Origin of the sequence: Luteibacter sp. 329MFSha, assembly GCF_900111665.1 — a bacterium.
In the GTDB taxonomy this organism is placed as follows: domain Bacteria; phylum Pseudomonadota; class Gammaproteobacteria; order Xanthomonadales; family Rhodanobacteraceae; genus Luteibacter.
Map to the genome: position 1 here is coordinate 181,070 of NZ_FOJE01000004.1, position 22,787 is coordinate 203,856.

At 67.7% G+C, this 22,787-nt stretch carries 23 protein-coding genes; 18 read left to right on the top strand and 5 right to left on the bottom strand.

Going from position 1 to position 22,787, the window contains the following annotated elements:
• Positions 1–31 precede the first annotated feature (31 nt).
• Together BMW54_RS16395 and BMW54_RS16400 are read left to right on the top strand one after the other, a co-directional pair.
• Positions 32–2,140, top strand: coding sequence for a TonB-dependent siderophore receptor (locus tag BMW54_RS16395; protein WP_175472897.1), 2,109 nt, complete (start codon positions 32–34; stop codon positions 2,138–2,140).
• A gap of 102 nt (positions 2,141–2,242) precedes the next feature.
• Positions 2,243–3,235 carry a glycoside hydrolase family 43 protein gene (locus tag BMW54_RS16400; RefSeq protein WP_090058189.1) on the top strand — a complete coding sequence of 331 codons (993 nt, stop codon included), beginning with the start codon at positions 2,243–2,245 and terminating at the stop codon, positions 3,233–3,235.
• Here BMW54_RS16400 and BMW54_RS16405 read toward each other — a convergent pair whose 3' ends face one another.
• A complete protein-coding gene (locus BMW54_RS16405; protein WP_217642668.1) occupies positions 3,236–4,219 on the bottom strand; it encodes a zinc-dependent alcohol dehydrogenase family protein in 984 nt (327 codons plus the stop codon).
• Between the two features lie 119 nt (positions 4,220–4,338).
• Between BMW54_RS16405 and BMW54_RS16410 the strand changes: the two genes are divergently transcribed.
• From BMW54_RS16410 to BMW54_RS16430, 5 genes are all read left to right on the top strand, one after another.
• Positions 4,339–5,175 carry a LysR family transcriptional regulator gene (locus BMW54_RS16410; protein WP_217642669.1) on the top strand — a complete coding sequence of 279 codons (837 nt, stop codon included), beginning with the start codon at positions 4,339–4,341 and terminating at the stop codon, positions 5,173–5,175.
• A 185-nt stretch (positions 5,176–5,360) separates the two neighbouring features.
• Positions 5,361–5,855, top strand: a complete 495-nt coding sequence (locus tag BMW54_RS16415; protein WP_090058194.1) for a (2Fe-2S)-binding protein — start codon at positions 5,361–5,363, stop codon at positions 5,853–5,855.
• Positions 5,852–8,125 (top strand): xanthine dehydrogenase family protein molybdopterin-binding subunit, encoded by a 2,274-nt coding sequence (locus BMW54_RS16420; protein ID WP_090058197.1) that lies wholly within the window; start codon positions 5,852–5,854, stop codon positions 8,123–8,125. Before BMW54_RS16415 ends, BMW54_RS16420 begins: the two co-directional genes overlap by 4 nt.
• Positions 8,122–9,426, top strand: a complete 1,305-nt coding sequence (locus BMW54_RS16425) for a cytochrome c (RefSeq protein WP_090058199.1) — start codon at positions 8,122–8,124, stop codon at positions 9,424–9,426. Before BMW54_RS16420 ends, BMW54_RS16425 begins: the two co-directional genes overlap by 4 nt.
• A gap of 163 nt (positions 9,427–9,589) precedes the next feature.
• Positions 9,590–10,174, top strand: a complete 585-nt coding sequence (locus BMW54_RS16430; protein ID WP_090058200.1) for a TetR/AcrR family transcriptional regulator — start codon at positions 9,590–9,592, stop codon at positions 10,172–10,174.
• On the opposite strand, the gene BMW54_RS16435 is transcribed toward BMW54_RS16430, so the two are convergent.
• The gene (locus BMW54_RS16435; RefSeq protein WP_090058203.1) at positions 10,175–11,098 is read right to left on the bottom strand and encodes a patatin-like phospholipase family protein; all 924 of its coding nucleotides are present in this window, start codon (positions 11,096–11,098) and stop codon (positions 10,175–10,177) included.
• A gap of 110 nt (positions 11,099–11,208) precedes the next feature.
• The gene (locus tag BMW54_RS16440) at positions 11,209–12,234 is read right to left on the bottom strand and encodes a class 1 fructose-bisphosphatase (RefSeq protein ID WP_175472898.1); all 1,026 of its coding nucleotides are present in this window, start codon (positions 12,232–12,234) and stop codon (positions 11,209–11,211) included.
• Positions 12,235–12,365: 131 nt separating this feature from the next.
• Here BMW54_RS16440 and BMW54_RS16445 point away from each other — a divergent pair, with 131 nt between their 5' ends.
• The 6 genes from BMW54_RS16445 to BMW54_RS16470 all read left to right on the top strand — a co-directional run bounded on the left by BMW54_RS16445 (position 12,366) and on the right by BMW54_RS16470 (position 17,568).
• Positions 12,366–13,127, top strand: a complete 762-nt coding sequence (locus BMW54_RS16445) for a glutathione S-transferase family protein (RefSeq protein ID WP_310048840.1) — start codon at positions 12,366–12,368, stop codon at positions 13,125–13,127.
• A 69-nt stretch (positions 13,128–13,196) separates the two neighbouring features.
• On the top strand, positions 13,197–13,898 hold the full coding sequence (locus BMW54_RS16450; protein ID WP_090058207.1) for a helix-turn-helix transcriptional regulator: 702 nt from the start codon (positions 13,197–13,199) through the stop codon (positions 13,896–13,898).
• Between the two features lie 50 nt (positions 13,899–13,948).
• Positions 13,949–15,673 (top strand): DUF885 domain-containing protein, encoded by a 1,725-nt coding sequence (locus tag BMW54_RS16455; RefSeq protein ID WP_090058210.1) that lies wholly within the window; start codon positions 13,949–13,951, stop codon positions 15,671–15,673.
• 69 nt (positions 15,674–15,742) lie between these two features.
• A complete protein-coding gene (locus BMW54_RS16460) occupies positions 15,743–16,144 on the top strand; it encodes an MbcA/ParS/Xre antitoxin family protein (protein ID WP_090058212.1) in 402 nt (133 codons plus the stop codon).
• Positions 16,141–16,842 (top strand): RES family NAD+ phosphorylase, encoded by a 702-nt coding sequence (locus tag BMW54_RS16465; protein ID WP_090058214.1) that lies wholly within the window; start codon positions 16,141–16,143, stop codon positions 16,840–16,842. Before BMW54_RS16460 ends, BMW54_RS16465 begins: the two co-directional genes overlap by 4 nt.
• An 18-nt stretch (positions 16,843–16,860) precedes the next feature.
• Positions 16,861–17,568 carry an SGNH/GDSL hydrolase family protein gene (locus BMW54_RS16470; protein WP_090058216.1) on the top strand — a complete coding sequence of 236 codons (708 nt, stop codon included), beginning with the start codon at positions 16,861–16,863 and terminating at the stop codon, positions 17,566–17,568.
• Between the two features lie 514 nt (positions 17,569–18,082).
• On the opposite strand, the gene BMW54_RS16475 is transcribed toward BMW54_RS16470, so the two are convergent.
• Entirely contained in the window at positions 18,083–18,331 is a 249-nt protein-coding gene (locus tag BMW54_RS16475) for a hypothetical protein (RefSeq protein ID WP_090058218.1), read from the bottom strand.
• Positions 18,332–18,402: 71 nt separating this feature from the next.
• Positions 18,403–19,290 (bottom strand): phenylalanine 4-monooxygenase, encoded by an 888-nt coding sequence (gene phhA, locus BMW54_RS16480; protein WP_090058221.1) that lies wholly within the window; start codon positions 19,288–19,290, stop codon positions 18,403–18,405.
• A gap of 136 nt (positions 19,291–19,426) precedes the next feature.
• Between phhA and BMW54_RS16485 the strand changes: the two genes are divergently transcribed.
• From BMW54_RS16485 to BMW54_RS16505, 5 genes are all read left to right on the top strand, one after another.
• Positions 19,427–19,906 (top strand): Lrp/AsnC family transcriptional regulator, encoded by a 480-nt coding sequence (locus BMW54_RS16485; protein ID WP_090058223.1) that lies wholly within the window; start codon positions 19,427–19,429, stop codon positions 19,904–19,906.
• An 83-nt stretch (positions 19,907–19,989) separates the two neighbouring features.
• The gene (locus tag BMW54_RS16490) at positions 19,990–20,790 is read left to right on the top strand and encodes a lysophospholipid acyltransferase family protein (protein ID WP_090058226.1); all 801 of its coding nucleotides are present in this window, start codon (positions 19,990–19,992) and stop codon (positions 20,788–20,790) included.
• Entirely contained in the window at positions 20,787–21,788 is a 1,002-nt protein-coding gene (locus BMW54_RS16495; protein WP_090058228.1) for a YheT family hydrolase, read from the top strand. The genes BMW54_RS16490 and BMW54_RS16495 overlap by 4 nt, the downstream gene beginning before the upstream one ends.
• 79 nt (positions 21,789–21,867) lie before the next feature.
• Positions 21,868–22,509, top strand: a complete 642-nt coding sequence (locus tag BMW54_RS16500; RefSeq protein WP_090058231.1) for a YbhB/YbcL family Raf kinase inhibitor-like protein — start codon at positions 21,868–21,870, stop codon at positions 22,507–22,509.
• 109 nt (positions 22,510–22,618) lie between these two features.
• Positions 22,619–22,777 carry a DUF1328 domain-containing protein gene (locus BMW54_RS16505; protein WP_046965775.1) on the top strand — a complete coding sequence of 53 codons (159 nt, stop codon included), beginning with the start codon at positions 22,619–22,621 and terminating at the stop codon, positions 22,775–22,777.
• Positions 22,778–22,787: the final 10 nt, after the last annotated feature.

The window sequence follows — 22,787 nt, forward strand, 5'->3', positions numbered from 1 at the left end:
CACGCCGCTGCCCCAGCCCCAGGAAAATGCCATGCTTCTCCGCAGGAAGACTCTGCCGCTGCTGCTTGCCAGCGCGTCGCTCCCGTTCGTCGCCTCCGCCCAGGAGACGGCCTCCGCCCAGCAGCAGGGGGGCGACAAGGCCGTGCAGCTCGCCCCGGTGGACGTCCGTGGGGTCAGCGTCGATGCCGGCTACACGCGTACCGACGCGAGCAGCGCGACCAAGACCGATACCCCGATCATCGAGACGCCGCAGGCCATCTCGGTCATCTCGAACGCGCAGATGCTCGACCAGGGCGTGCTGACCATCCAGGACGCGCTGCGCTACTCGGCCGGTGTGCGCGCCGACGCGTACGGCGTGGACAGCCGCGGCGACGACGCGTTCCTGCGCGGCACGTCGTTCGTGCAGTACCTCGACGGCCTGCGCCAGGCGTTCGGCTATTCGTATGCCCGCACCGAGCCGTACTTCATCGACCGCATCGAGATCGTCCGCGGTCCATCGTCGGTGTTGTACGGGCAGGGCACCACGGGCGGTCTGATCGCGCTCGCTTCGAAGCGTCCGCAGTTCACGGCGTCCCACGAAATCGATGCGCAGCTCGGTAACAACGCCCGCAAGCAGCTCGCGTTCGACTTCACCGGCCCGCTCGACACCGCGGGTCACTGGGCCTACCGCCTCATCGGCGTGTATCGCGATTCCGACTCGCAGATCGACTACGTGCCCGACGACCGCAAGGCCATCGCGCCGTCGATCACCTGGATGCCGGACCAGGACACGCGATGGACGCTGCTCGCGAACCTCCAGTTCGACCACAACGGTACGTCGCTGAACTTTCTGCCGCACTCGGGCACGCTGCTGCCCAACCCGAACGGCCGCATCCCGACGCAGCGATTCGTCAGCGAACCGGGCTTCGACCGCTACGACACCGACCAGCGGTCGCTCACCTCGCTGTTCGAGCACCGATTCAACGACACGTGGAAGTTCGAGCAGAACATGCGCTACTCGCATGACAACGTGAACTACCGGTCGTTGTATCCGGACGTCTACTCGAACCCGGCTTACCCGTTCCTCGACGACACGGCGAGCACCGTCAACCGCTACAGCTACATCTCGATCGACCGGCACAAGCGCTTCGTCACGGACACGCACGCGCAGGCGGATTTCGACCTGGCCTCGATGCACCATCGCGTGCTCGTCGGTCTCGACGTCGGCTACTCGCATACCGACAGCCGCCAGGGCTACGGTTTCGACGACGTGCCGTTCAACCTCTACGATCCCGTCTACCGCAACGGCTTCACACCGCCGGACGTGGCTCCGATCGCGTCCAGCCGCACGCGCCAGACGGGCCTGTACGTGCAGGATCAGATCAACTGGGGCGAGCACTGGATCGGCACGGTGGGCGTGCGCCACGACCGCGCGACGCTGACGACCGGCGACGACCGCTCGGTCGACAACGCGACGACCTCGCGCTTCGGCCTCATGTACCGCTTCGACAGCGGGCTTGTGCCGTACCTCAGCTACACGGAATCGTTCCAGCCGCTGGACAGCCTCGATTTCTACAACCGTCCGTACGAGCCGCTGCGCGGCAAGCAGTACGAGGCCGGTCTGAAGTACCAGCCCGTCGGCTCGCCGACGCTCGTCACGGCGACGTACTTCGACCTGCGCGAGGAAAACCGCCTCGCGCCCGATCCTCAGAATCCGCTCAACCAGATCCAGGCCGGCAGGGCGAAGACACGCGGCGTCGAACTCGAGGCGTCCACGCGCATCGCCGACCACGTCGACATGATCGGCACCTACACCTGGACCAAGGCGCGACCCGACGACGGCAGCATCGTCGCCGGTCTGCCGAAGAACCAGGGTTCCGTGTGGGGCGTCTACCATGTGAACGACGCGGACAGCGACGGCTTCAGCTTCGGTATCGGCGCGAGGTACATCGGCAAGAACTACGACGAGACGGGCACGCTCGAGGTACCGAAGAAGACGCTGTTCGACGCCATGGTGGCGTACACGCAAGGTCCGTGGCGCTTCTCGGTGAACGCGGCCAACGTCACCGACCAGGTCTACAGCGCCACCTGCCTCGCGCGCGGCGACTGCTTCTATGGCCCGCGTCGCAGCATCGTCGGGCAGGCGCGTTACCGCTTCTGACTGGCGCCGGCCCGAATCGCCAGATCCCATCCGAAGGATTCGCTTTTGGACGTCCAGACCCGTTAGGATCGAACGTTCACACGAACGGATGGGGTCGACCGGATGGGGATTCGCAAGCTGCTCGGGAGCGCGGTGATCGCCGCGACGTTGTCCACCGCCGCGATCGCGGCGGCACCGCCGCCGGGCCACGCCGGCAACCCCGTCTTCCCGGGCTGGTACGCCGACCCCGAAGCGGCGATCTTCGACCATACGTACTGGATCTATCCGACGACGTCGCTGAAATACGCCGAGCAGGTGCATTTCGACGCGTTCTCGTCGCCCGATCTCGTGCACTGGACGAAGCACGCGAACGTGCTCGCGATGAAGGACATCCCCTGGGCGAAGAAAGCCCTGTGGGCGCCCGCGGTGGTCGAGAAGGACGGCAAGTACTATTTCTTCTTCGCGGCCAACGACATCCAGAGCGACAAGGAAGTGGGCGGCATCGGCGTCGCCGTGGCCGACAAACCGGCCGGCCCGTTCCGCGACCTCATCGGCAAGCCGCTCATCGACGCGTTCCATAACGGCGCGCAGCCCATCGACCAGTTCGTGTTCCGCGACGACGATGGCACGTACTACATGATCTACGGCGGCTGGAAGCACGCGAACATCGTGAAGCTGAAACCCGATTTCACCGGGCTGGAGCCGCTGCCCGACGGCACGGTCTACAAGGAGATCACGCCGGACAAGGCGTACGTCGAAGGCTCGCTGATGTTCAAGCGCAACGGCAAGTACTACTACATGTGGTCGGAAGGCGGCTGGACCGGCCCCGACTACTCGGTGGCGTACGCCATCGGCGATTCGCCGATGGGTCCGTTCAAGCGCATCGGCAAGATCCTCGAACAGGACCCGAAGATCGCCACGGGCGCCGGCCACAACTCGGTATTCCACGATCCGAAGGACGACAGCTGGTTCATCGTCTATCACCGCCACCCGCTCGGCGACACCAACGGCAACCATCGCCAGGTGTCGATCGAACGCATGTCCTTCGACGCGCAGGGCCGGATTCTTCCGGTCAAGCTGACGAACGAAGGCGTCGAAGCGCACCCGTTGCGCTGATCAGCCGATCTCCACGATCACCTTGCCGCCGGCGTCGCCGCTCTCGACCAGGTCGAGGGCGGCATTGCCGTCGGCCAGCGCGAACCGCCGTGCCGACAGCACGGGTCGCAGCTTGCCCCCGTCCGCCAATCGCGTCGCCTCGGCCATGATGCGGCCGTGTGCTTCGCGTCCCTTGCCGGTCAGCAACGGCATGAGGGTGAACACGCCCGAATAAGTGGCGGCGCGAAACGAGAGCGGCGCGAGCGAATGCGTGCCCCAGCCCAGGCTGCTGACGACATGGCCACCGTAGCGTCGGGCGGCGACGAACGACGCGTCGAGCGTCGCCCCGCCGAGCGTGTCGTACACGACGTCGAAGCCCTCGCCACCGGTGCAGGTCTCGACGATCGACTCGATCGACGAGGCCCGGTAATCGAAAAAGGTGGCGCCCATCGTCGTGATGACGTCGGCCTGGCCGGCGCTGCCCGTCGCCACGACGCGCGCGCCCAGCGCCACGCCGAGTTGCACTGCCATGCTGCCCACGCCGCCCGCGCCGCCGTGGACGAGGAGCGTCTGGCCGGCTCCCAGATGAGCGCGGTCCACCAATCCTTCCCACGCGGTGATGAAGCCGAGGGGCAGGGCGGCGGCATCGGCAAGCGGGAGGTGGGTGGGAGCGTGCGCGAGCAGCGCGGCATCCACCACGGCGAATGGCGCGAGCGATCCCTGGATGCCGCCGACGCCGCCCGTCAGTCCGTAGACGGCATCGCCCGGCGCGAACCCGATGACGTCCGTCCCCACGGCATCGACGATGCCGGCCATGTCGAGACCGAGAACCGCGGGCGCCGGATGTTTCGCGTGCGCGGCCTGGCCGGCGCGAATCTTCGCGTCCAGCGGATTGAGGCCCGCGGCGACGACGCGGACCCGGACCTCGCCCGCTCCGGGCCGCGGTACCGGAAGATCGGCGAGCACGAGCGCCTTGCCGGCGTGGTCGAGGCGAAGGGCGGTCATTAGGGGCGAGGTATTCATGGACGTTGTCCGGTAGGAGATGCATCCAAGGTAGGTCATGCGAATACGCATGAGAACGCCCGAAGTTGCACGCTCGTCATGCAGAAATGCATAGTCGGCGCATGGACTGGAACGACCTCCGCATCTTCCTGGCCGTCGCGCGCGGCGGCACGCTCGGCGCGGCCGCGCGCGAGCTGGGCCAGACCCAGCCGACGATGGGCCGTCGCATCCGGGTCCTGGAAGAAGCGCTGGGGCAGACGCTGTTCCAGCGCACCAGCGAAGGCTTCGTGCTGACGGACGAGGGGCACGACGTGTTCGCGCATGCGCTGCGCATCGAGTCGGAAGCCCTGGGCATCGTTCGGCGAGCGAACGGGCAGGGGGATGCGGTGGAGGGCCTGCTCAGGGTGTCGTCGTCCGACTGGTTCGGCGCGCACGTCCTTACCCAGGCGATCGCGCGCCTGCGCGAGAAACATCCCGGTGTGGTCGTCGAACTCGTGACCGACGCGCGACTCCTGAGCCTCGCACGTCGCGAAGCCGACCTCGTGTTCCGCATCGCGCCGTTCGACGAGCCGGACATCGCGCAACGCAAGCTACTGCGGGTGGCCTACGCGGCGTACGCCGCCGTCGATGGGCCATCCGTACCCCACGCGGTGATCACCATGGACACGGCCTTCGGCGGCATGCCGGACGTGGCCTGGCTGCGCGAGCGCCTGCCCGATGTGCCGCTCGCCTTTCGCAGCAACAGTCGCGAGGCGCAGGCACGCGCCTGCGCGCTCGGTCTGGGCGTCGCGGTCCTGCCCGTCGCGCTGGGCGACGTCACGCCGGGGCTGCGCCGGATCGATCTCGGCGACGAGCCGCCGGGAAGGGACGTGTGGATGGGCTACCACCGCGATCTCCGCCACCTGCCGCGCCTGCGTGCGTTCGTGGCGGAAGTCGACCGGCTCGTCGGTATGCCTTAGCGGTCCCTGTCGTCGACGCGGTTCCGGAGAATCCGGTCGAGTTTTCGACTAAAAAGGACACGGCAGTCGTTTTTTCCAAATTCGCGAGGTTAGGCAAAACCGGACGTCACGCGATCGTCGTAAGCTTCCTTTCGTTTCATCCGCCAGCGGAGCCGCCCGGTTCCGCCCAGCCCAGGGGAGTCTTTATGGTCACGTTGCGCGTCAATGGTGAGGACCGCCAGGTCGATGTGCCGCCGGACATGCCCCTGCTGTGGGTGTTGCGGGACGTGATCGGGCTCACGGGCACGAAGTTCGGCTGCGGCATCGCCCAGTGCGGTGCCTGCACGGTGCACCTGGACAACCAGCCGGTGCGGTCCTGCCAGCTGCCCGTCTCCGCGATCGGCGACCGCGCGATCACCACGATCGAGGCCATCGGGCAGACGCAGGAAGGCGCGAAGGTGCAGCAGGCGTGGCTCGCGGTCGATGTCGTGCAGTGCGGCTACTGCCAGTCCGGCCAGATCATGGCGGCCGCGGCGCTGCTCGCGCGCGTGCCGAACCCGACCGACCGCGACATCGATACGGCGATGTCCGGCAACATCTGCCGGTGCGCCACCTATGTGCGCATCCGCGAAGCGATCAAGCAGGCGGCCACCGGGCAGCAGCACGGCCTGCAGGTCGTCGTCGACGGGAGCGCGGCATGAACGCGCGTCGGGATCAGGGCGACGCGTTCGACGCGGGCCGGCGCAACGCGCTGCGAGCGGCGGGAAGCGGCCTCGCCGTGGCCTTCCTCTGGACCGCCGGCATGGGACCGGCGGTCGCGCAGATGAGCCCGCGCCGTCAGGCGGCCGATGCCGCGGCTGCCGCCGCGGACGGCAATCCTGCCTTCGCGCCCAACGCCTTCGTCCGCGTCGACGCCGATGGCGCCGTGCGCCTCGTGATGCCCGCGGTGGAAATGGGCCAGGCGATCTACACCGGCATCTCCATGATGCTGGCCGAGGAACTCGGCGTCGGGCTCGACCAGATCCGTGTCGAGCATTCGCCTCCCAGCGACGCGCTCTACGGACAGCCTTTGCTCGGCGGCGGACAGATCACGGGCGGCTCGACGAGCACGCGCGGCCAGTGGCAGGCGCTGCGCGAGGCGGGCGCCGTGGCGCGCGAGACGCTGGTCGCCGCGGCCGCCGCCCAGTGGCACGTCGATCCCACCAGCTGTTCGGTCGCGCGCGGCGTGATCACGCACGTTCCGTCGGGCCGCACGCTGGGCTTCGGCGCGGTGGCCGAGGCGGCCGGCAAGCTGCCGCAGCCGGCGACGGTCACGCTCAAGCAGCGCAAGGATTTCACGCTCATCGGCAAGCCGATGCGCCGCGTCGATTCGCCGGACAAGGTCAACGGCGGCACGCAGTTCGGCATCGACGCGAAGATCCCGGGCATGAAGGTGGCGTCGGTGATCACGAGTCCCGAACTCGCCGGCACGCTGGGCAAGGTGGACGACGCGAAGGCCCGCGCCATCCCGGGCGTCGTCGACGTGCTGCGCCTCGACAACGCGGTGGCCGTCGTCGCGGACAATTTCTGGCTCGCGCAGCGCGGGCTCGATGCGCTCGATATCGAATGGAAACATGGCGTCAACGCCAACCTCGATACGGAGACGCTCATCGCCGCCCTGCAGGAAAGCTCACGCAACGGACCGGCGCTGATCGGCCGCAAGCCCAAGGGTGAGGCCGCCGCCGATGGCAAGCTGATCGAAGCCTCCTACATCTCGCCGATGCTCGCCCACGCGCCGATGGAACCGCTGAACGCCACGGTGCACGTGACGCCGGGCAAGTGCGAGATCTGGACGGGCACGCAGGTGCCGACCCGTTGCGTCGCGGAAGCCGCGCGCATCTGCGGCATCCCGGCCGAGGGGGTCGTTCTCAACGCGGCCTACCTCGGTGGCGGCTTCGGACGTCGCCTGGAAACCGACCAGGTCGAACAGGCGGTCGCGTTCGCCAGACAGGTGGGCTATCCGCTGAAGGTGATCTGGAGCCGCGAGGAGGACATCCGCCACGATCGCGTGCGTCCGCTCTACTTCGACCGCATCTCGGCCACGCTCGGTGCCGATGGCAAGCCGACGTCTTGGAAGCATCGCATCACCAGCGGCACGGTGCTCGGGCGCTGGGCGCCGGGCGCGATGGGCAAGGACGGCATGGACAGCGACGCGATCGAATCCGCCGCCGACCTGCCGTACGACATGGACAACGTCCTCGTGGAGTGGGTGCGCCACGAGATGCCGCCCGGCCTCGTCGTCGGCTGGTGGCGCGGTGTCGGCCCCACGCACAATCTGTTCGTGGTGGAGAGCTTCGTCGACGAACTCGCCCATGCCGCCGGCAAGGACCCGCTCGAATACCGTCGGTCGCTGATGAAGCCCGGCTCGCGCGCGCTCGGCGTGATGAACCTCGCCGCCGAGAAGATCGGCTGGGGCGGACAGCCGCTCCCCGCCCGTGTCGGACGCGGCATCGCCGTCGGCTCGCCGTTCGGAAGCCACGTCTGCGCGATCGTCGAAGCCGAAGTGACGGAGCAGGGCCAGGTGCGCCTGCGCAAGGCCGTCGTCGCGATCGACAACGGCATCACGATCAACCCGAGCTCCGTGCAGGCGCAGATGCAGGGCGGCCTGCTCTTCGGCCTGGGCGCCGCGTTGTACAACGGCATCACGCTGAAGAACGGCGCGATCGAGCAGAGCAACTTCCACGACTACCGCAGCCTGCGCATCAACGAGGTGCCGGAACTCGAGGTGTATTCCGTCGAAAGCGACGAGGTACCCGGAGGTATCGGCGAAGTGGGCACGGCGATCGCCGCACCCGCCCTGACGAATGCGATTTTCGCCGCCACCGGCATCCGCCTGAGGCGGCTCCCGGTGGCCCTGGCCCAGCTGGCCGCGTCGCCCGACGCGCTCAAGCGCGTCGCGTCGGTCGGCGGCGAGAAGGAGGACGTGGCATGAGGCGCTTCCTGATCATCGTCGTCGTCCTGCTGGCGGTCGGCGTCGGCGCGTACTTCTTCCTCAACCGTACCGATCCCGACGATGGCACCGCGCCGGTGCTGGCCGGCGCGCCCACGAACGCCGACCCGGTCGCGCGCGGCGAATACCTCACCACCGCGGCCGACTGCGTGGCCTGCCACACGTCACACGACGGCGGCAAACCGTTCGCGGGCGGTCTGGCGTTCAAGCTGCCGTTCGGCACCATCTACTCGTCGAACATCACGCCCGACAAGGAAACCGGCATCGGCACGTGGACGGACGACGAGTTCGTGCGCGCCGTGCGGGAAGGCATCCGCAAGGACGGCAAGCACCTGTATCCCGCGTTCCCGTACACGGCGTACACGCAGCTGAGTCGCGCCGACGTACTGGCGATCAAGGCGTACCTCTTCAGCCTGCCGCCGGTGCACCAGCCGGAGAAGCCGAACGAACTCGGCTTCCCGTTCAACCAGCGCTGGGCGATGGGCTTCTGGAACGCGGCGTTCTTCCGCAGCCAGCGTTTCCAGGCGGACGCGTCGCGGTCGCCCGAATGGAACGCGGGTGCGTACCTCGGCGGTCCGCTCGGGCATTGCGCCGAGTGCCACACGCCACGCAACTTCGGCTTCGCGCTGAAGCACGGCGAAGCGCTGGCGGGCGAGGTCGTGCAGGGCTGGCGCGCGTACAACATCACCTCCGATCCGACGCACGGCATCGGCAAGTGGAGCGACGAGGCGCTGACCCAGTACCTGCGTACCGGTCACGCCGAGGGCCATGCTTCCGCGAATGGACCAATGGGCGAGGCCATCGCGTACAGCCTGCAGCACTGGAAGCCGGAAGACACGGCGGCACTGGTGACGTGGCTGCGCACGGTGCCGGCGCGCGAAGGCGACGATCCCATCGTCGTCGACGCGGCACCGAAGGCGATGGTCGCGTCCAGCGCCGTGGCACCGGGCGGCGACGACGGCAAGGCGGACGCGGAAGGACTGCGTCTGTTCGAAGGCGCGTGCGCGAGCTGTCACCAGTGGAACGGTGCCGGACAGCAGACGGCATACGCGGCGCTCGCGGGCACCCGCGGTGTCAACGATCCGAAGGGAGCGAACGTCACCGAGGCCATCCTGGAAGGCGTGAAGATGCGCATCGGCGACAACGACGTCTACATGCCCGCCTTCGGCCACGCCTATAGCGACACCGAGGTGGCGGCGCTCGCGAATTACGTGATCCGTCATTTCGGCGGCAAGCAGGGTGAAGTGACACCGGCCGACGTGGCGAAGCGCCGGGCGGAATGATCCACGAAAATTCGTAAATGTTTCTCTGGCAGGAGCGCGCCGTGCGCGCTCCTGCGCCGCTCCGCGTGTGCCGGAAGTACCGGGTTCGCCGACATTTCAATACGCAAGGATTCGCTACAATCGATCCCGGGCAGGGGGTACTCCCCAAGGGAGCGAAAGCAGCATGCGTTACGGGAAAGGTCACAAAGAACAGACGCGGCAGAAGATCGTCGAGGCGGCCGCGCAGCGGTTTCGCGCGGACGGCATCGATGCCGTCGGCGTCGTCAGCCTGATGGGCGAGGTCGGTCTGACCCAGGGTGGTTTCTACAACCACTTCGAATCGAAGGAAGAGCTGGTCCGCGAGAGCGTCGCCGTCGCGGCGACCGGTGCGATGGAGCGGATGGCCGCGAGGGTGGCCGCGTCGCGCGGCGAGCGCTACCGCGCGTTGATCAACGCTTATCTGTCGGCCGAGCACCGGGACAACCCGGAAAGCGGCTGCGTGGCCGCGGCGCTCTCCGCCGAGATGGCGCGCCGTCCGGTGGAAACGCGCGAGGCCTTCACGGATGGCTACGCGGAGATGGTGGAACTCATCGCCTCGACGCTGCCGGACGGCGTGCGAGGCAAGCGTCGTCGCACGCTCGCGATGGCCGTGTTCGCATCGATGGTCGGCTCGCTGTCGCTGGCGCGTGCCGTGGCGGAAGACCGGCTCTCGGACGAGATCCTCTCGCTCGGCCGTCAGTCGGCGCTGGAGCTGGTGCAGGCGGGCTGATCAGCGCGCCGGGACGGGCGGCTTGCCCATGGCGGCCGTCTTCTCGGCGATCTTCGCCCGGATCGCCGGAATCGCGGCGAGCGCCGCGCGCTCGCCCTCGAGGATCGCGACGTTCTTCTGATCGAAATCGGTCGGGCCGATCTGGCCCACCTTCGGACGGATCACCACATCGGCGCGCGCGATCTCCTGCTCGGCCAGCTTGCGTCCCATGATCGTGATCGACTGGCCCACGATGCCCATCATGCTGTCGGGGTTCTTGCCGTCGGGGCGCGCCGAGATGTCGACCGCGATGACGATGTCGGCGCCGAGCTGGCGCGCGGCATCCACGGGAACGGGACTCACCACGCCGCCGTCGACGAAGTGCCTGCCGGCGATGTCGACGGGCTCGAACACGCCCGGGATGCTGCTCGACGCGCGCACGGCCTGGCCCGTGTTGCCGCGGACGAAGATCGCGCGCTCGCCGTTCTCGAGTTGCGTCGCCACCGCGGCGAACGGGATGCGCAGCTTTTCGATCGGCCGGTTGCCGACGAGCTGATTCACGTAATCCTGGAGCTTCTGGCCCTGCACGAGGCCGCCGGAGAAGAGGCGCACGTCGCGGATGCTGGCTTCGTCGAGCGAGAACGCCTGCTCCTGCAGGCGGAACGCGTCCATGCCGCTGGCATACATCGCGCCCACCACGCTCCCCGCGCTGGTGCCGGCGACGACGTCGGGATGGATGCCGCTGGCCTCGAGCATCTTGATCACGCCGATGTGCGCGAAGCCCTTCGCGGCGCCGCCGCCGAGCGCGAGGCCGATGCGCGGTTTGGCCGCGAGCACCGGCAATGCGTTGTCGGGCCGCGCGTCGGGCTTCGTGCCGCCGAAGCAGCCGACGAGCAGGGTCGCGAAGACCAGCGGCAGCCAGGAACGGGAAGGGCGTGGAAACATGTCGGGACTACCGTGTCGGGGCTGGCGGATCATCGGGCACGCTCGCGGCGGCCGCGTGTCCGGGGAAGGGCGAAAACCGGGCGGCGGGCCGCCCGGTTCCGATGGAACGATCAGGCGCGGGTGTCGTCGGCCTCGAGGTGGTAGCGGGTAACCACCTCGATCTCGTTCTTCGAACCGAGGAACACCGGCACGCGCTGGTGCAGCGCGGTCGGCTGCAGGTCCATGATGCGTTCGCGCCCCGTCGTGGCCGCGCCACCGGCCTGCTCGACGATGAAGGCCATCGGATTGGCCTCGTACATCAGGCGCAGTTTGCCGGTGCCGCCCTTGGCCGTGATCTTCGCATCCAGCGGATAGATGAACACGCCGCCGCGCGTGATGATGCGATGCACGTCGGCGACCATCGAGGCGACCCAGCGCATGTTGAAGTCGCGCCCGCGCGGTCCCTCCGTGCCGGCGAGCAGCTCGCCGATGTAGCGCTGCATCGGGGCCTCCCAGTGGCGCTGGTTCGACATGTTGATCGCGAACTCGGCCGTCTCCGCCGGGATGGCGATGTCGCGACGGGTCAGCACGAAGCTGCCGTGCTCGCGGTCGAGCGTGAATTCGTGCACGCCGTGGCCGAAGGTGAGGACCAGCAGGGTGCTCGGGCCGTACACGACGTAACCGGCCGCGACCTGTTCGGTACCCGGCTGGAGGAAGTCGGCGACCTTCGGCTCGGTGACGCCGTCCGGACAGCGCAGCACGGAGAAGATCGTGCCGACCGACACGTTGACGTCGATGTTCGACGAGCCGTCGAGCGGATCGAACAGGAGCAGGTGGTTGCCCTTCGGGTAGGCGTCGGGGATCGGCTGCGGGTCTTCCATTTCCTCCGACGCGCACGCGGCGAGGTGGCCGCCCCAGGCGTTGGCCTCGAGCAGGATCTCGTTGGAGATGACGTCGAGCTTCTTCTGCGCCTCGCCCTGCACGTTGTCCGACCCGGCGTTGCCGAGCACGCCGCCCAGCGCGCCCTTGCCGGTGGCCACGGAGATGCGCTTGCAGGCGCGGGCCACGACCTCGATCAGCAGGCTGAGCTGGGCGTTGATGTGCCCCGCGCGCTTCTCTTCGATCAGGAACTGGATCAGGGAAATCGGTTTCGACATCGCAAGGGGCTCTGGGTCGGGAACACGCATTGTCCGCGTGGCACGTGAACCGCGCCAGAGGGACTGCTGACAGCACGTTGTCAGCAGCCCCCGCGCAGACTCTCCCTACCGATACGGAAGGGGCCACCGACATGACCAGCCTGTTCGAACGGTTCGTCGACCTGTACTCACCGCTCCGCCTGCGCGGACTGCTGATGGACGGGCCGATCCATATCGCCACCACCCACGTCACCACCGACAAAGGAACCGCTCGCATGACTCCCAGCCGGATCGTCTTCCACCACGCCCCCAACAGCCGATCGGGCAGCACGCTGATGCTCCTGGAGGAACTGGGCGCCCAGTACGACATGCACGTGATGGACCTGACCCGCGGCGAGCAGCGCGAGCCGAAATTCCTGAAGATCAACCCGATGGGGAAGGTGCCGGCGATCGAGCACCTCGGCGGCCTGGTCACCGAGCGTCCGGCGATCTTCACCTACCTCGCCGACCTGCATCCGGAGGCCGGGCTGGCGCCGGGGATCGGCGATCCGCTGCGCGGTCCCTACCTGCGCTGGCTGTCGTTCTACGGTTCGTGCTTCGAGCCGGCGGTGATGGACCGCTTCATGAAGAACGCGCCCGCGCCGGTCTCGACCTGCCCCTACGGCAGCTTCGACATGGTGCTCGACCAGATCGAGGCGCAGCTGGCGCAGGGACCGTGGCTCTTCGGAGAGCGCTTCACGGCGGCGGACATTCTCTGGGCGAGCTCGCTCGACTGGACGATGAAGTTCGGCATCGTGCCCCGGCGCGACGCGTTCGAGGCTTATGTGGCGCGACTGATGGTGCGGCCGGCCATCGTCCGCGCCGCGGCGCAGGACGCGGCGCTCGCCCGCGCCCAGATGCTGGCCGCCGCCTGAGCGCCCGGCGATGCGCGGTCGTGACCATCGTCGCTTCCCGCGCAGCCCGCGGGAGGCGATGATCCCGGGATGCGCCGCGCCGACCGCCTGTTCCTCATCATCAACGCCCTGCGCGGGCGGCGCACGGCGTTGCCCGCGCGCCAGCTCGCCAGCACGCTCGAGGTCTCGTTGCGCACCGTCTATCGCGACGTGGCGGACCTCCAGCTCTCCGGCGTACCCATCGAAGGCGAGGCCGGCGTGGGATACCTCCTGCGCAAGGGCTCGGACATTCCGCCGCTGATGTTCTCCGCCGACGAACTCGAAGCGCTCGTCGCCGGCACGCGGTTCGTCCGCGCGTTCGCCGGCGAGCGGCTGGCGCGCGAGGCGCAGGCCGCGCTGATCAAGATCGAGGCCGTGCTGCCGCCCGACCTGCGCGAGCGTTCGGCGCAGGCGAAGATCTTCGCGCCCATCTGGCGCGACACGTTCCAGAACCAGATCGCCGCGATGCTCGACTGCCTGCACGAGGCAGTGATCGCCCATCGCGTGCTGTGCCTCGAATACCGCGACGCGGAGGGCCGCACGAGCACGCGCGAGGTCGAACCGCTGTGCCTGTCGTTCTGGGGCGGCGCCTGGACGCTCGGCGCGTGGTGCCGTCATCGCCAGGCGTTTCGCAACTTCCGGCCCGACCGCATCGCGGAATGCCGCGAATCGGGCGAGACGTTCGAGGACGCGCCCGGCCGCGACCTCGAGGCCTACCTGCAGACCATGCGCGGGCATTACGCGGGCCTCTAGGGGCAACGGCATGCGATGATCGGGGATTCTCCCCGACACACGGAGCCCGCATGTCCCCCTGGATCCGCGCCATCGCCTTCGCCGGCCTCTTCGTCGGCACCGCGCACGCCGCCACCACGGCCGACGACGCCTTCAAGGCCATATACACGAAGGAATGGACGTGGCGTAACGGACAGGCGGGCATCCTCACCTCGGGCGAAGCGCAGCCGGGCGACGGCCGGCTCGACACCGTGGACGCGAAGAGCCAGGCGGAGCGGCTCGCTTACTGGAACGACGTGCTCGCGCAGCTCGACCGCATCGACACGAAGACGCTCAGCGGCAGCGCGCGCGTGGACTACGCGGTCTATCGCGAACAGATCGGCAACCTCGCGGCGGCACAGCGCTTTGGCCAGTGGCAGATGCCGTTCAACAGCGACTCGGCCTTCTGGTCCGACATCGGGTATGTGCTGCATGGCGACAACCTGCGCACGCGCGCGGACTACGAGCACTACGTGGCGCGGCTTCGCCAGATCCCGCGTTACATGGACCAGGAGATCGCGAACATGCGCCTCGGCCTCGCGCGCGGATTCACCGTGCCGCGCGAGGTGCTCGACGGTCGCGACGTCTCCATCGCCGCCGTCGCGGAGCTGAAGGATCCCGAAGCCAGCGCGCTGTACGCGCCGTTCAAGGCGATGCCGAAGACGCTGCCGGCAGCCGACGCCGACGCGCTGCGCAAGGACGCCCGCGCGGCGATCGCCGATGGCGTGATTCCCGCCTACGGCAAGCTGCTGACGTTCTTCCGCGGCGAATACGTGCCGAAGGCGCGCAAGACGCTCGCGGCGGAATCACTGCCGGATGGCAAGGCGTACTACCGCCAGCAGATCCGTGAATACACGACGCTCGACCTGTCCCCCGACGACATCCATGCGATCGGCCTGCGCGAGGTGGATCGCATCCACGCGGCGATGGTCGAAACGATGAAGGAAACCGGCTTCAAGGGCGATTTTCCCGCGTTCCTCGCCTTCCTGCGCACAGACCCGCGGTTCTACGCGAAGACGCCCGACGAACTGCTGATGCGTACCGCCTGGGTCGCCAAGCAGGTCGACGGCAAGCTCGACAAGTACTTCGGCCTGCTGCCGCGCCAGCGCTTCGCCATCGAGCCCGTACCGGCGGACATCGCGCCGTATTACACGTCGGGACGCGGCGGTGCCGACGTCTATCTGGTCAACACCTACGATCTTCCGTCGCGTCCGCTGTTCAACATGCCGGCACTCACGCTGCACGAGTCGATGCCGGGCCACTCGCTGCAGCTGGCGCTTTCGGCGGAGCAGCAGGGACTGCCGCCGTTCCGCCGCGACGGCTACATCTCGGCGTACGGCGAGGGCTGGGCGCTCTACGCGGAATACCTCGGCGAAGAGATGGGCATCTACCACACGCCCTACGAACACTTCGGTTATCTCACCTACCAGATGTGGCGCGCGTGCCGCCTCGTGGTCGATACCGGCATCCACCACCTCGGCTGGACGCGCCAGCAGGCCATCGACTACCTGACGCGGAACACGGCGCTGAGCGATCGCGAGATCGCCAACGAAGTCGATCGCTACATCAGCTGGCCCGGCCAGGCCCTGTCGTACGAGCTGGGTTACCTGAAGATCCGCGAGCTGCGCGCGCGCGCCGAGAAGCGGCTGGGCGAGAAGTTCGACCTGCGGGCGTTCCACGACACGGTGCTGGCGCTGGGCTCCGTGCCCCTCCCGGTGCTGGAGCAGCACGTCGACGCCTGGATCGAGGCGAAGTAGGGCGGGCGCCTACACCAAAAACTACACCGATGGAGTACAATGCGTCACAACTCCATAGGTGAAGCCGAGATGCAACCCGCCATCCATGCCGAACCGACATCCTCCGCCGACCTCGGCGGTCCGGCCCTCCGCGCGTTCTTCGCGCTGGCCGAGCGCTGGAAACTGCGTACGGCCGAGCAGCGGACGCTGCTCGGCGAGCCGCCGGAATCCACGTACTTCAAGTGGAAGAAACAGCAGGACGGCACGCCCTCGCGCGACGTGATCGAGCGCATCAGCTACCTGCTGGGTATCTGGAAGGACCTCCAGATCCTGTTCCCCGATCCGGCGCAGGCCGACGCCTGGGTACGCCGGCCGAACGACGCCCCGCTCTTCGCCGGCCGGTCCGCGCTGGACCGCATGCTTTCGGGCAACGTCGCCGACCTCTACGTCGTCCGCCAGTACCTGGACGCCCAGCGCGGCTGGAACGGATGAGCGCCACGCCGCCGCTCCGCCGCATCCGCTGGAGCCAGGCCTATCGGATCGTGCCGAGCCGGTTTCCGCCGGTCGGCCTGTTCGACCGGATCGCCGATCCGAAGGACATCGACGCCGTGATGGCGGTCGAATCGCTGACCAATCCGCGCCTGCGCGAGGAAATGGGCGCGCTGCGCCTCACCCCGCCGGACCGGCGCGTGTCCGGGCCCGGCACCTCGCCGATCATGGCGGCCTTCACGCACATCCCGCCCGACGGCAGCCGTTTCAGCGACGGGCACTGGGGCGTGTTCTACGCCGCGCACAGCATCCCCACGGCGATCGAGGAGACCGTCTTCCATCGCGAGGCGTTCCTCGCCGCCACCCACGAGCCGCCGATGGACGTGCAGGTGCGCTGCTACAAGACCGCGATCGCCGGCCGCTTCCACGACATCCGTGGCGGCTGGGGCGCCGAACACGACCCCGACTCCTACGCCGCCAGCGTGACGCTCGCCCGCCGCCTGCGCGACGAGGGCTCCAACGGCATCGTCTACGACAGCGCGCGGCACCCCGGTGGCGAGTGCGTGGCGGCGTTCTACCCCGACCTCGTCGCGCCGTGCATCCAGGCCGAACACTTCATCTACCGCTGGAACGGCACGCGGATCGAAGCGGTACTGAAGGTGACTCCTGTCGAGCGGCAGGGTTTACCCCACGGGTCCTGAGGGGGTACGGTCGGTCGGATGAAGAAGCTGACGATCCTCCTCACCCTGCTCGTCCTTTCCTTCGCCGGCCACGCGAAGGGTCCCGACCACAGCCAGTGGGAAAACGACATCCAGGCCTTCGAAGCCTCGGACAAGGCCAATCCGGCGCCCGCCAACGCCGTGCTCTTCATCGGCAGCTCGTCGATCCGCATGTGGTCGACGCTGGCGGACGACTTCTCCGGTTATCGCGTCATCAACCGCGGCTTCGGCGGCTCCGACATCGACGACAGCACGGCCTTCGCCGACCGGATCCTCGCGCCGTACCACCCGGTCGCCATCGTGATGTACGCCGGCGACAACGACATCCAGAACGGCGACACGCCGGAGCAGGTGCGCGACGACTTCGCCGCCTTCGTGGCCAAGGCGCGGCAGGAACAGCCCGGCGTGCCCATCGCCTTCATCTCGATCAAGCCCAGCATCGCCCGCCTGTCGTTGCTGCCGAACATCCAGCGCGCCAACACCCTGATCCGCCAGTGGGCCATGACGCAGAAGAACGTGGCGTTCCTCGACATCGCCCCGGCCATGGTCGACGCGAACGGTCGGCCGAAGCCCGAGCTCTTCCGCGAGGACGGCCTGCACATGACACCGGCGGGCTACGCGCTCTGGGTGGCCCAGGTGCGACCGTGGCTCGCGGATCACGCGACGGCGGCCGAAGTTAAACGGCAACCAAACGCGACCACCCCGTAATGCGGGAACTTCACGGCTCCGGCCCTATCTAAGTATTCGATCGCCGAGAGGCGACCTGTTGGCAACCGACGATCTTCGGATCGAGCGATTGTCCCGGGTCCCGCTATTTCCCCTGATAGCCTGGACCCGACGCGACCCCGGCAGCTCCTCCCCTGGCTGCCGGGGTTTTATTTTGTCCGCGATTCATGCCTGCCGATCGGCTCCCACCCTTCGGTAGCAGCCCCACCCGGTGAACGAGAGCAGGCCCGCTTGGTGGGAGCCGATCGCATCGGCGATCCCGCGCCAGCGGGCAGGCTGCCGGTGTCGCCGTGTCGTCAGGCCGTCGTGCGAGCACCCATCGCCGATACGATCGGCTCCCACCCTTCGGTAGCAGTCTCACCCGGTGAACGAGAGCAGGCCCGCTTGGTGGGAGCCGATCGCATCGGCGATCCCGCGGCAGCGGGCGATCTCGCCAACGAAAACGGGCGGCCCGACTCGTCGCCGGACCGCCCGCCAGGTGAGCGAAAGCCTTGGATCAGACGTGATGCGTACGCGGCGCGTAGGGCCGGATCGACGTGTCGAACGCGCGCCATACGCCGTCGTTGCCTTCGATGTTCAGCACGATGTCCGACGCCGCGTTGGCGGCCTCGATGCGGCGGGCCTCGGCCAGCGCGCATTCGAGCGCGTCGTCGCGCGAGCAGAACTCGCCGATCTCGAACTCGTTCTTCTGCAGGGCCCAAAGCCCCGGGCCGACGGACTCGAAAGGAATATCGAAGACAACCACGATGGATCCACCCTGTTTATTGCTGGAGTGGGTCCATCGTAGGGATCCGTTCGTTAGGCCGCCGTTGAGTTTCAGTTGTCCGAACCGGAAGCGAAGCCTTCCTTCGTGCCGCGCTGGTAGACCATGTCGCTATCGAGCACCTCGCCCGCCGCGACCGGCGTGCCGCTGGCGAGCCTCGCGTAGATCGGCGTGAAGTCGGGACCGGTCGCTTCGAACAGCTGCGCGAAGTCGTCGATGACGAAGTAGGTCTGCTGGTAAGTGTCGATCCGGTAACGGGTATTCATCACCCGCTCGAGGTCGAAGCCGATCCGGTTCGGCGCCGCCGAGTCGATGGAATAGATGGACTCGCCCTTCGAGCTGACGATGCCGGCGCCGTAGATGCGCAGGCCTTCGCTCGTGCGGATCAGGCCGAACTCCACCGTGTACCAGTACAGGCGCGTCAGGTTCATCAGCGCCTCGGGCCCGATCGCGTGCGCCTTCATGCCGCCCTTGCCGTACGCCTGCATGTAATCCGCGAACACGGGATTGAGCAGCAGCGGGACGTGGCCGAACAGATCGTGGAAGAGGTCGGGCTCGGAAAGGTAATCGAGCTGGTCGGGCTTGCGGATCCACCAGCTCACCGGGAAACGACGGTTGGCCAGGTGGTCGAAGAAGACCTCGTCTGGCAGCAGGCCTTCCACGGCGACGAGCTGCCAGCCCGTGGCCTCGCCGAGGACCCGGTTCAGGTCGTCGAAGCGCGGGATGCCGCCATCGCCGAGCCCGAAGCGCTCGACGCCTTCGAGGAATTCCCGGCAGGCGTAGCGGGGCAGCAGCTCGCGCTGGCGGCGGTAGAGGGTGTCCCAGACCTCGTGATCGGTCTTCGAGTAGCTGGCCCAGGGCTGCTCCACGGTGCCGGTCGCATAGACGGGCACGTATCCGCGGTCGGTCTGCTGGTGTTCGACGCGGCGTGGGGTGTCCATGGCGGGCTCCTGACGACTGTGGGATCGGTGAAGCAACAGGATAGCGATGCGAGGGCGCAAGAGGCTTGCTATCTTGCGCGATAGACGCCGAGCTAAACAACTTTCAACTTGACCACGCCACCGAGGCGCAACAATCATGCAAGCCACGCTCGATCGCACCGATCTACGCATCCTCGCCACCCTCCAGGCGCAGGGCCGCATCACCAATGCCGAACTGGCGGCGGAGGTGAACCTGTCGCCCTCGGCCTGCCTTCGCCGGGTGCAGCGGCTGGAGTCCGACGGCGTGATCGCCGGGTACGGCGCCCGGCTGGAACCGCGCGCCCTCGGCCTTGGGCTGCAGGCGTTCGTCCGGGTGCAGCTTTCCCGGCACGAGTCCGAGGCCATCGACTCCTTCACCGAGCGCGTGGCGGAATGGGACGAGGTCGTCTCCTGCTACGCCCTCACGGGCGACATGGATTACCTGCTTCAGGTCTACGTCGACGACCTCGACGGATTCTCACGCTTCCTGCTCGACCGCCTGCTCAACGCGGCGGGCGTTGCGGACGTCAACACGAGCTTCGTCCTGAGGACGGTCAAGGCGTCCACGGCCTTGCCGCTGGGCGGGGCCCGATCGTGATTTCTTGCAAGCCTGTGTCTTCTAACGATAAAGAAACATTCCCCTAGCGGCAGGGCGCGCCCGTCGCTAATCTTGTGCGCTCGATGGAAGCCGCTACCGCCAACCCGACGCCTCGCGACCGCCTGCGCCCCTTGCGCTATGTGTGGCGGGTACCCTTGCTGCTTCTTCATATCGTCTTCGGCATCCTGGTCTGCGCGTTCATCCTCAGCTGGGCCGGCGGCGTCATGAAGAACGGTCGCGAGCCCCTGGCCCATCGCACGATCCGCATGTGGTCCACGATGCTGCTGCGGGTGTTCGGCTTCCGCAGCCTGCGTTTCGGCAAGCCGCTTCCCGATCCGGTGCTCTTCGTCGCCAACCACACCTCGTGGCTGGACATCGAGCTGCTCCATTCGCAGCGCGCGGCATGCTTCGTCGCCAAGGCCGAAATCGCGCGCTGGCCGCTGGTCGGCTGGATGGCGGCGCGTGGCGGGACGATCTTCCATCGTCGCGGCAACAACCACTCGCTCGCCTCCGTGATGGCCGCCATGGTCGAACGCCTGCGCGAAGGCCGTTCGGTGGCCGTGTTTCCCGAAGGCGGCACCGGTCACAACGGCGTGCTGCGCGTCTTCCATGCCCGCATCTTCCAGGCGGCGCTCGACGCCGAGGTGCCCGTCCAGCCCGTCGCGCTGCGCTTCGCCCGGCAGGGGCGGCGCGTGATCGACGCCGGGTTCCGCGATGGCGAGAGTTTCATGGCGAACTTCGTTCGCCTCCTCGGCGAGCCGCCGCTGGACGTGGAAGTGCACTTCCTCGAGCCGGTGCCGGTATCGCCGGACGGTCGCCGCCGCATGGCGGAGGCCTCGCGCGAACGCATCGCGCAGGCCCTGGATACCGACACGCCGGCATGAGCCTGCCGAAGGGTTCCGACTTCAACCCGCCGTGGCCGCTGCGCAGCGGCCACATCCAGACCATGCTTTCCTCCAGCGGCATCCGTCGCAAGCTGCTGCCCCGGCGCGCGCATCGCGTGCAGGAAGACGCGCAGGAAGTGCTGGTGGACGTCGGCCACGGCGACCGGTTGAGCGGACGCTACACGGCGCAGCGAACGGGCCGCGAGTCGCGCGGCCTCGCGATCCTCTTCCATGGATGGGAAGGCAGCGTCGATTCCACCTACGTGTTGCAGACGGGCAGCCGCCTGCTCGAGGAAGGCTGGGACATCTTCCGGCTCAACTTCCGCGACCATGGCGACAGCCACGGCCTCAACGAAGCGCTGTTCCACTCGTGCCGCATCGACGAGGTGGTGGTGGCGCTCGGCGAGATCGCCAGCATGTTCCCGGCGCGCGTCATCGGCGTCGCGGGTTTCTCGCTCGGCGGCAACTTCGCGCTGCGCGCGGGGATGCTGGCGCCGGCGAAGGGCGTCCCGATCGACTACGTGCTCGCCGTCTGCCCGATCATCGATCCCAGCGAAGGCCTGTTCTCGCTCGAGAGCGAGGCGCCGTGGTTCTACCAGGCGTACTTCATGCAGAAGTGGCGGCGCTCCCTGCGCATGAAGCAGCAGGCGTTCCCGCAGCAGACGTATTTCGAACTCGACGAGCTGCGTCAGAACATGCGCGACCTCACGCGTTCGCTCGTGCTGCGGCATACCGACTTCGGTTCGCTTGAGGCGTACCTCGAAGGATATTCCGTGGCGGGAGACCGCCTGATGGACCTGCACCTGCCCGCGACGATCCTCACCTCGCGCGACGATCCCGTCATCCCGGTGGCCGCGTTCGACCAGCTTCGCCTGCCGCCGAACGTCGAGCTCGACATCGCCCCGTATGGCGGGCACTGCGGCTTCATCCGCGACTACGGCATGACCAGCTTCACCGACGACTACATCGCGGCGCGGTTCGACGCCATCGCGCGCTGACGAGCGGCCGTGCGGTAACACTGCAACGGCTACACATGGTCCATGTTGCAGTAGGGTCTGAACCAGCAAGGAGATTCCCATGCGACTCAAGAGCGACAGCATCGAGCACGGCAAGCCCATCCCCGCGAAGCACGCCTTCATGGAGCTCGGCGAGCCGGTGAAACCGGCCGGCAACGTCACGCCGCACTTGGCGTGGACCGAAGTCCCCGCCACGGCGAAATCGTTCGCCATCGCCGTGATCGATACCGACGTTCCCTCGAAGCCGGACGACGTGAACGTGGAGGGCCGGGAAGTGCGCCGCGACCTTCCGCGCGTGGAGTTCGTCCACTGGCTGATGGCCAACATTCCGCTCGAGTGCCGGGAACTGGGCGAGGGCGCCTGCGGCGAAGGCATCGTGCCGCGCGGCAAGGGTAACGGGAAGATCAAGGACGACCTGGTCGGCCCACCGGGCTCGGTGCAAGGCATCAACAGCTACACGGCCTGGTTCAAGGGCGATCCGGACATGGAAGGCCATTACCACGGCTACGACGGTCCGTGCCCGCCCTGGAACGACACCATCCCGCACCACTACCACTTCCACGTCTACGCGCTCGACGTCCCGAGCGTCGAGCTCGAGAACGGCTTCTCGCTCGAGGAGTTCCGCGACGTGATCAAGGGGCACGTGGTCGACGAGGCGGTGATCACCGGCACCTACTCGCTGAACCCGAAGGTCAAGGCCTGACCAGCGCGCCGCGAGACTGAACGCCCATTGAGCGCCGCGTCGCGGCTTCACGCGGCATGCGCGGGGCGCGGGACTAAATGGTTCCGCGCCATCCAAGGAGACCCCGACCATGCTGCACTACGCCCTCGTGTTCCTCGTCATCGCGATCATCGCCGCCGTCTTCGGCTTCGGCGGTATCGCGGGTACGGCGGCCGGCATCGCGAAGATCCTGTTCGTGATCTTCCTGATCCTGGCGATCATCTCGTTCTTCCGCGGCAGGAGCGTATAGCTTCGGTCTT